The organism is Arenibaculum sp. (assembly GCF_035998295.1).
Lineage (GTDB): Bacteria > Pseudomonadota > Alphaproteobacteria > Azospirillales > Azospirillaceae > DASYHS01.
The window spans coordinates 1-6307 of the sequence record NZ_DASYHS010000053.1; the positions used below are offsets into that span (position 1 = coordinate 1).

General features: G+C 69.8%; 8 protein-coding genes. 6 read left to right on the forward strand and 2 right to left on the reverse strand.

From position 1 onward, the window contains the following. Both groL and groES read right to left on the reverse strand, forming a co-directional pair. Window positions 1–1038, reverse strand: a 1038-nt coding sequence (gene groL / locus VGO20_RS05895; protein ID WP_327501375.1) for a chaperonin GroEL, incomplete at its 3' end; no start/stop codon positions are given. A 47-nt stretch (window positions 1039–1085) separates the two neighbouring features. Then, window positions 1086–1400, reverse strand: coding sequence for a co-chaperone GroES (groES, locus tag VGO20_RS05900; RefSeq protein ID WP_327501376.1), 315 nt, complete (start codon window positions 1398–1400; stop codon window positions 1086–1088). A gap of 282 nt (window positions 1401–1682) precedes the next feature. Here groES and VGO20_RS05905 point away from each other — a divergent pair, with 282 nt between their 5' ends. From VGO20_RS05905 to ptsP, 6 genes are all read left to right on the forward strand, one after another. Beyond that, window positions 1683–1946, forward strand: coding sequence for an usg protein (locus VGO20_RS05905; RefSeq protein ID WP_327501377.1), 264 nt, complete (start codon window positions 1683–1685; stop codon window positions 1944–1946). A gap of 88 nt (window positions 1947–2034) precedes the next feature. Beyond that, a complete protein-coding gene (locus VGO20_RS05910; protein WP_327501378.1) occupies window positions 2035–2484 on the forward strand; it encodes an HPr kinase/phosphorylase in 450 nt (149 codons plus the stop codon). Then, window positions 2481–3377, forward strand: a complete 897-nt coding sequence (gene rapZ, locus VGO20_RS05915) for an RNase adapter RapZ (protein WP_327501379.1) — start codon at window positions 2481–2483, stop codon at window positions 3375–3377. The genes VGO20_RS05910 and rapZ overlap by 4 nt, the downstream gene beginning before the upstream one ends. Window positions 3378–3401: 24 nt before the next feature. After that, window positions 3402–3803, forward strand: coding sequence for a PTS sugar transporter subunit IIA (locus VGO20_RS05920; protein WP_327501380.1), 402 nt, complete (start codon window positions 3402–3404; stop codon window positions 3801–3803). Between the two features lie 7 nt (window positions 3804–3810). Next, window positions 3811–4116, forward strand: coding sequence for an HPr family phosphocarrier protein (locus tag VGO20_RS05925; RefSeq protein ID WP_327501381.1), 306 nt, complete (start codon window positions 3811–3813; stop codon window positions 4114–4116). Next, window positions 4106–5914 (forward strand): phosphoenolpyruvate--protein phosphotransferase, encoded by a 1809-nt coding sequence (gene ptsP, locus VGO20_RS05930; RefSeq protein ID WP_327501382.1) that lies wholly within the window; start codon window positions 4106–4108, stop codon window positions 5912–5914. The genes VGO20_RS05925 and ptsP overlap by 11 nt, the downstream gene beginning before the upstream one ends. The last annotated feature ends 393 nt before the right edge of the window (window positions 5915–6307 follow it).

Here is a 6307-nt window from a genome sequence, read left to right on the forward strand (position 1 = left end):
GCAGCGGGCCTGGATGTCGTCCTTCGACCCGGCGCCGTCGACGATGGTCGTGTTCTCCTTGTTGATCACGACCTTCTTGGCGGTGCCGAGCATGTCGATCGTGACGTTCTCGAGCTTGATGCCGAGATCTTCGGAGATCACTTGGCCGCCGGTCAGGATCGCCATGTCCTCCAGCATCGCCTTGCGGCGGTCACCGAAGCCCGGCGCCTTGACGGCCGACACCTTGAGGCCGCCGCGCAGCTTGTTGACCACCAGGGTGGCCAGCGCCTCGCCCTCGACGTCCTCGGCGACGATGAGGAGCGGACGGCCGGACTGGACGACCGTCTCGAGCACCGGCAGCATCGCCTGCAGGCCCGACAGCTTCTTCTCGTGCAGGAGGATGTACGGGTTCTCCAGCTCGCAGATCATCTTGTCGGGGTTGGTCACGAAGTACGGGCTGAGATAGCCGCGGTCGAACTGCATGCCCTCGACGACTTCGAGCTCGGTCTCGAGGCTCTTGGCCTCCTCGACCGTGATCACGCCCTCGTTGCCGACCCGCTCCATCGCCTTGGCGATCATGTCGCCGATCTCGCGCTCGCCATTGGCGGAGATGGTGCCGACCTGGGCCACTTCGGCGCCGGTCTCGACCTTGCGCGAGCGCTTCTTGACGTCCTCGACGACGGCCTCGACGGCCATGTCGATGCCGCGCTTGAGGTCCATCGGGTTCATGCCGGCGGCGACCGCCTTCGAGCCCTCGCGCACGATGGCCTGGGCCAGCACGGTCGCGGTGGTGGTGCCGTCGCCGGCGAGGTCGTTGGTCTTGCTCGCGACCTCGCGCACCATCTGCGCGCCCATGTTCTCGAACTTGTCGGAGAGCTCGATCTCCTTGGCGACGGTGACGCCGTCCTTGGTGATGCGCGGCGCACCGAAGCTCTTCTCGATCACGACGTTGCGGCCCTTGGGGCCCAGCGTGACCTTCACCGCGTCGGCCAGGATGTCGACGCCGCGCAGCATCTTGTTGCGCGCCTCGACCGAAAACTTGACTTCCTTCGCAGCCATCTTCCGTTATCCCTCGCTAGAAATCAGCCACTTGCCCTGCAAGCGCTTCAGGCGGCCTTCGCGGCGGCGCCCGTACCCTCGAGGATGCCGAGGATGTCGGACTCCTTCATGATCAGGTACTCGGTGCCGTCGATCTTGACCTCGGTGCCGGACCACTTGCCGAACAGGATCCGGTCGCCGGCCTTGACGTCGAGCGGCTGAACCTTCCCGGCCTCGTCGCGAGCGCCGGGTCCCACCGCAACCACCTCCCCTTCCTGGGGCTTCTCCTTGACGGTATCGGGAATGATGATGCCGCCGGGAGTCTTCTGGTCGCCCTCGATGCGACGAACGACCACGCGGTCATGCAGCGGACGGAACTTCATCAGGGACCTCCCCTATAGGATGTCATGATCCACACTGCGACGGGTCCATCAGCACTCGGCCCCGTCGAGTGCCAATGAGCTAATCGAAACCGATCAAGCTTTCAAGAGGGGACGTGAAGGTCTGGCAGCAATCACGCTTCTATGCTGCTAACCCCTTGATTTCATTGCGTTAATGTTGCGGACGGCGCCGACTGGTGGCAGACTCGGGAGAACGGGGCGGGGCGAACGCCGCCCGCGGCACCCCGGAGGAGCAGCAGGACCAACGGCGATGGGAGCGACGGGATGGCAAACCTCGGTCTGCAACTCAAGGACTATCGGCTGACGCTCGCGGAGATCCTCTACCACATGCCCGACCATCCGGGCCTCCTGCAGAGCTTCATCTGGCAGGACATGGACATCGCCCCCGACTACCCGATCCTGCGCAGGTTCCTCGGCTTCTGGCAGCGCGAGCTGGACGGCAAGCTGCACTCGGTCAAGGTGGCCTCCAACCCGCTGATCACGCCCGGCGATCTCAGATACACCGGCACCGACCTGCTGCTGCACTGATCGGTTCCGGGCGCGGTCGGAATCCGGAGCGCGGGACGAGAGCGGCCCATTGACAGCGGCCGGTCCACGCCCCAACCTCCGCCCTACCATGCAACGGATCCACGGCACCTGCGTGCTGCTTTCGGGGCTGGGCGTGCTGCTGCGCGGCCCGTCCGGCAGCGGCAAGTCCGATCTGGCCCTGCGGCTGATCGACGGCGGCGCGCGACTCGTCGCCGACGACCAGGTCGAACTCGACCGCGACGGGCAGGAGCTGCGCGCCCGCGCGCCCCGCCCGCTCGCGGGCCTGATCGAGGTGCGTGGGGTCGGCCTCATGCCCATGGACGCGGCCGAGGACGCGCCGGTCGGCCTGGTCGTCGACCTGCTGCCGGCCGCCGGCGAGGCGGAGCGCCTGCCCGAGGTCGAGACGGCCGAGCTGCTGGGCGTGGCCGTCCGGCGCCTGGCGCTCCACCCCTTCCACGCCTCCGCCGCGGCGAAGCTGCGGCTGGCCGCGGCCGCGCAGGCGGCCGGATGCCTGCGGCCGGTACCGGACCGGACATGACGCCCCCATCGCCGTCCGGGCGCCGTCCCGTCATCCTCATCACCGGCATGTCGGGGGCAGGCCTCTCCACCGCGCTGAAGGTGCTGGAGGATCTCGGCTACGAGGCGGTGGACAACCTTCCCCTCGCCCTGCTGGCGGCACTCGTCGACCAGGGCGACCTGCTGGCCCGCCCGCTGGCGGTCGGCGTCGACAGCAGGACGCGCAACTTCACCGCGGAAGCGCTGCTGGCGCGCCACGACGAGCTGTCGGCGCGCACCGAACTCGACGTGCGGCTCGTCCTGATGGACTGCTCCGACGAGGTCCTGCAGCGCCGTTTCACGGAGACGCGCCGCCGCCATCCCCTCGCGACCGACCGGCCGGTCGCCGACGGCATCGCGCGAGAGCGCACGCTGCTGGCCCCCGTCAAGGAACGCGCGGACGTCGTGCTGGACACCTCGCTGCTCTCCATCCCGGAATTCCGCCAGATCGTGACCGGCATGTTCCGGCTCGGCGGCGGGCCGTCGCTGCACGTCTTCGTGACGTCCTTCTCCTTCCGCCAGGGACTGCCGCGCGAGGCGGACCTGGTCTTCGACGTCCGCTTCCTGAACAACCCCCACTACGATCCCGAGCTGCGGCCCCTGACCGGCCTCGATCCGCCGGTCGCCGAACGCGTCTCGACCGATCCCGACTTCCCGGGCTTCTTCCAGCGACTGACCGAGCTCCTGCTGCCCCTGCTGCCGCGCTACAACCAGGAAGGCAAGAGCTACCTGACGGTCGCGATCGGATGCACCGGGGGGCGCCACCGCTCGGTGTTCGTCGCTGCGAAGCTGGCCGAATGGCTCGCCGCGCAGGGATACCCCGTCGGCCTGTCCCACCGCGACCTCGACCGGTCGCGCCCGCCAACCGCACCCTGAACGCCAGGACGGAAGGATGACCGCATGATCGGAATGGTTCTCGTCACCCACGGGCGTCTCGCGGAGGAGTTCATCGCGGCGCTCGAGCACGTCGTCGGCGAGCAGGAACGGATCCGCGCGGTCTGCATCGGGCCGGACGACGACATGGAGCAGAGGCGCCTCGACATCCTGAACAGCGTCGCCGAGGTCGACGCCGGCACCGGCGTCGTCGTGCTGACGGACATGTTCGGCGGCACGCCGAGCAACCTCGCCATCAGCATCATGGACAAGGCCAAGATCGAGGTGATCGCCGGCGTGAACCTGCCGATGCTGATCAAGCTCGCGAGCGTGCGGCGCACCGAGACGCTGGCGCACGCCGTGATGGCCGCACGCGACGCCGGCCAAAAATACATCAACGTCGCATCCACCCTGCTTTCCGACGGTTGAACCTTCCATGACCCTGCCCCAGCACGACGCCGACCGGCCCGCCGACACCGTCAGCCGCGACGTCGCGATCTGCAACCAGCGCGGACTGCATGCCAGGGCCGCCGCGAAATTCGTGAAGCTCGCGGCGCAGTTCGATGCCGAGGTCGAGGTGAGGCGCAACGACATGGCGGTGTCCGGCCAGTCGATCATGGGGCTGATGATGCTGGCCGCGAGCCAGGGCTGCTCGGTCACGCTGCACGCGACGGGGCCCGACGCGCAGGCCGCGGTCGCCGCCCTCGTCGACCTGATCTCGCGGAAGTTCGATGAAGACTGAAGGGGACCGCCCCGGCGCGCCACCGCCCGATCCGGCGCGCCCCGGCGCGCTGCCCGAGCGCGTCCTGCGCGGCCTCGGCGTGTCGCCCGGCGTCGCGATCGGCCCGGCGCACGTCGTCGAGAGCCGGACGGTCAAGGCCCCGCGCTACGCGATCGAGCCGGCGCGGGCCGCCGACGAGCGCGCCCGCTTCCACGAGGCCGCCGCCAAGGCCCGCCGCCAGCTCCTGAAGCTGAAGGGCAAGGCCGCGACGTTGCCGGAAACGGCGGCGGAGGACGTCGGCTTCCTGCTGGAGGCCCATCTCGGCATGCTCGGCGGCTCGCGCCTGACGAAGGGCGTCGAGCGGCGCATCGCCGACGAGCTCGTCAACGCGGAGGCGGCCGTCCAGGCGGAGATCGACGCGATCGCCCACAGCTTCGAGCAGATGGATGACGCCTATCTCGCCGCCCGCGTCACCGACGTCCGGGAAGTGGGGAACCGGCTGCTCCGCAACCTGCTGCAGCAGAACTACCAGACCTTCTCCGACGCGCCCGCGGGCAGCATCCTGATCGCGGAGGAGCTGACCCCGGCCGACACGGCGTTGATCGACCCGCGCCTGATCGCCGGCTTCGCGACCACGACGGGGGGTGCGGAAGGCCACACCGCGATCATGGCCCGCTCGCTCGGCCTGCCGGCCGTTCTCGGCGCCTCGGGCCTGCCTGCCGGCATCCGCAACGGCGACGTCGTGATCGTGGACGGCCAGCAGGGCCGGGTCGTCGTCAACCCCAGCACGGCGACGATGACCGGCTACCGTGCGCGCCAGAGCGACATCCTGGCCGACCGCGAGAGCCTGCGGCACCTTGTCGACCTGCCCGCGCGCACGCGCGACGGCACCCCGATCCTGCTCCAGGCCAACCTGGAACTCCCGCGCGAACTGCCGGGCGCGATCGCGGCCGGGGCCGCCGGCATCGGCCTGCTGCGGACCGAGTTTCTCTACATGAACCGCGACGACCTGCCCGGGGAGGAGGAGCAGTACCGGGTCCTGCGGGAGATCGTCGAGGGCATGGGCGGGCATCCGGTGACGGCGCGCACGCTCGACGTCGGCGGGGAGAAGCTCGCCTCCGCGCTGGGCGACCGCTTCGCCGCGACGGCGAACCCGGCGCTCGGGCTGCGCGCGATCCGGCTCGGCCTGCGCGAGCCGCAGCTCTTGGAGACGCAGCTCGCGGCGATGCTGCGCGCGGGCGCCCACGGCCCGGTCCGCATCCTGCTGCCCATGGTCTGCACGCCCGGCGAGGTTCGGCGCGTGCGCGAGATGATCCGCCAGGTCGCCCGCCGGCTGGTGCGCCACGGCGTGGCCATCGCCGATCCCCTGCCGCCGCTGGGCGCGATGATCGAGGTGCCGGGTGCCGCACTCACCGCCGACGCCCTCGCCCAGGTCTGCGACTTCTTCGCCATCGGCACCAACGACCTGACCCAGTACACGCTCGCGATCGACCGCGGGGACGAGCAGGTCGCCTCCCTCTACGACCCTCTGCATCCCGCGGTGCTGCGCCTGATCCAGTTCTCCTGCGAGGCGGCGCGGCGCGCGGGCATCCCGGTCGAGGTGTGCGGCGAGATGGCGGGCGACCCCCGCTACACGGTCCTGCTGCTCGGCCTCGGCATCCGCGAGCTGTCGATGAGCCCGGGAGCCCTGCTCGCGGTGAAGCGGCGCCTGCGCGGGCTCGACATCGCCGAGGCGAAGCGGCGCGCGGCCATGGTGATGGAGCAGTCCGACGCGGGCCGCATCGCGGCGCTGCTCGACGACCTCGACGACCTCGCCTGACCGCGCGCGGCCGGCCGGAACCTGCCCGCCGCTCAGCCGACCTTTCGCAGCGGCGCTGCGGCACACGTGCACGGATCGGGCGCCACGGCAGGCGTGGCTGATCATAGGCGGATGAGCGTGAGCTGAATAAGATCTTCTGGAACGCCTCGCCCTCGATATCCCGTCGTATCAGCGCCTGTACTCCTGGGGGCACGAGCAGGCGGGCGAACTCCTCTTCACCCTGGAGAGGGACGAGGCCGAAGTACGCTACTAAGTGGTGCATCCGCTAAGTCCTTGAGAGAGTTGGGGCAGCAGCGACGCCGAGACGGCGCGGGGCGCGATGTCGTCGCCGTCGGCCCCAGATGAAGGGATGCTTGTGCTGGTTCCAGTAGGCGGTCGCCCGTTCGACGGCCT

Excerpts from the sequence above, each read along its gene's own strand:
- groES (WP_327501376.1), bottom strand. The coding sequence starts at position 1,400 with ATGAAGTTCCGTCCGCTGCATGACCGCGTGGTCGTTCGTCGCATCGAG.
- VGO20_RS05905 (WP_327501377.1), top strand. The coding sequence starts at position 1,683 with ATGGCAAACCTCGGTCTGCAACTCAAGGACTATCGGCTGACGCTCGCG.
- VGO20_RS05910 (WP_327501378.1), top strand. The coding sequence starts at position 2,035 with ATGCAACGGATCCACGGCACCTGCGTGCTGCTTTCGGGGCTGGGCGTG.
- rapZ (WP_327501379.1), top strand. The coding sequence starts at position 2,481 with ATGACGCCCCCATCGCCGTCCGGGCGCCGTCCCGTCATCCTCATCACC.
- VGO20_RS05920 (WP_327501380.1), top strand. The coding sequence starts at position 3,402 with ATGATCGGAATGGTTCTCGTCACCCACGGGCGTCTCGCGGAGGAGTTC.
- VGO20_RS05925 (WP_327501381.1), top strand. The coding sequence starts at position 3,811 with ATGACCCTGCCCCAGCACGACGCCGACCGGCCCGCCGACACCGTCAGC.
- ptsP (WP_327501382.1), top strand. The coding sequence starts at position 4,106 with ATGAAGACTGAAGGGGACCGCCCCGGCGCGCCACCGCCCGATCCGGCG.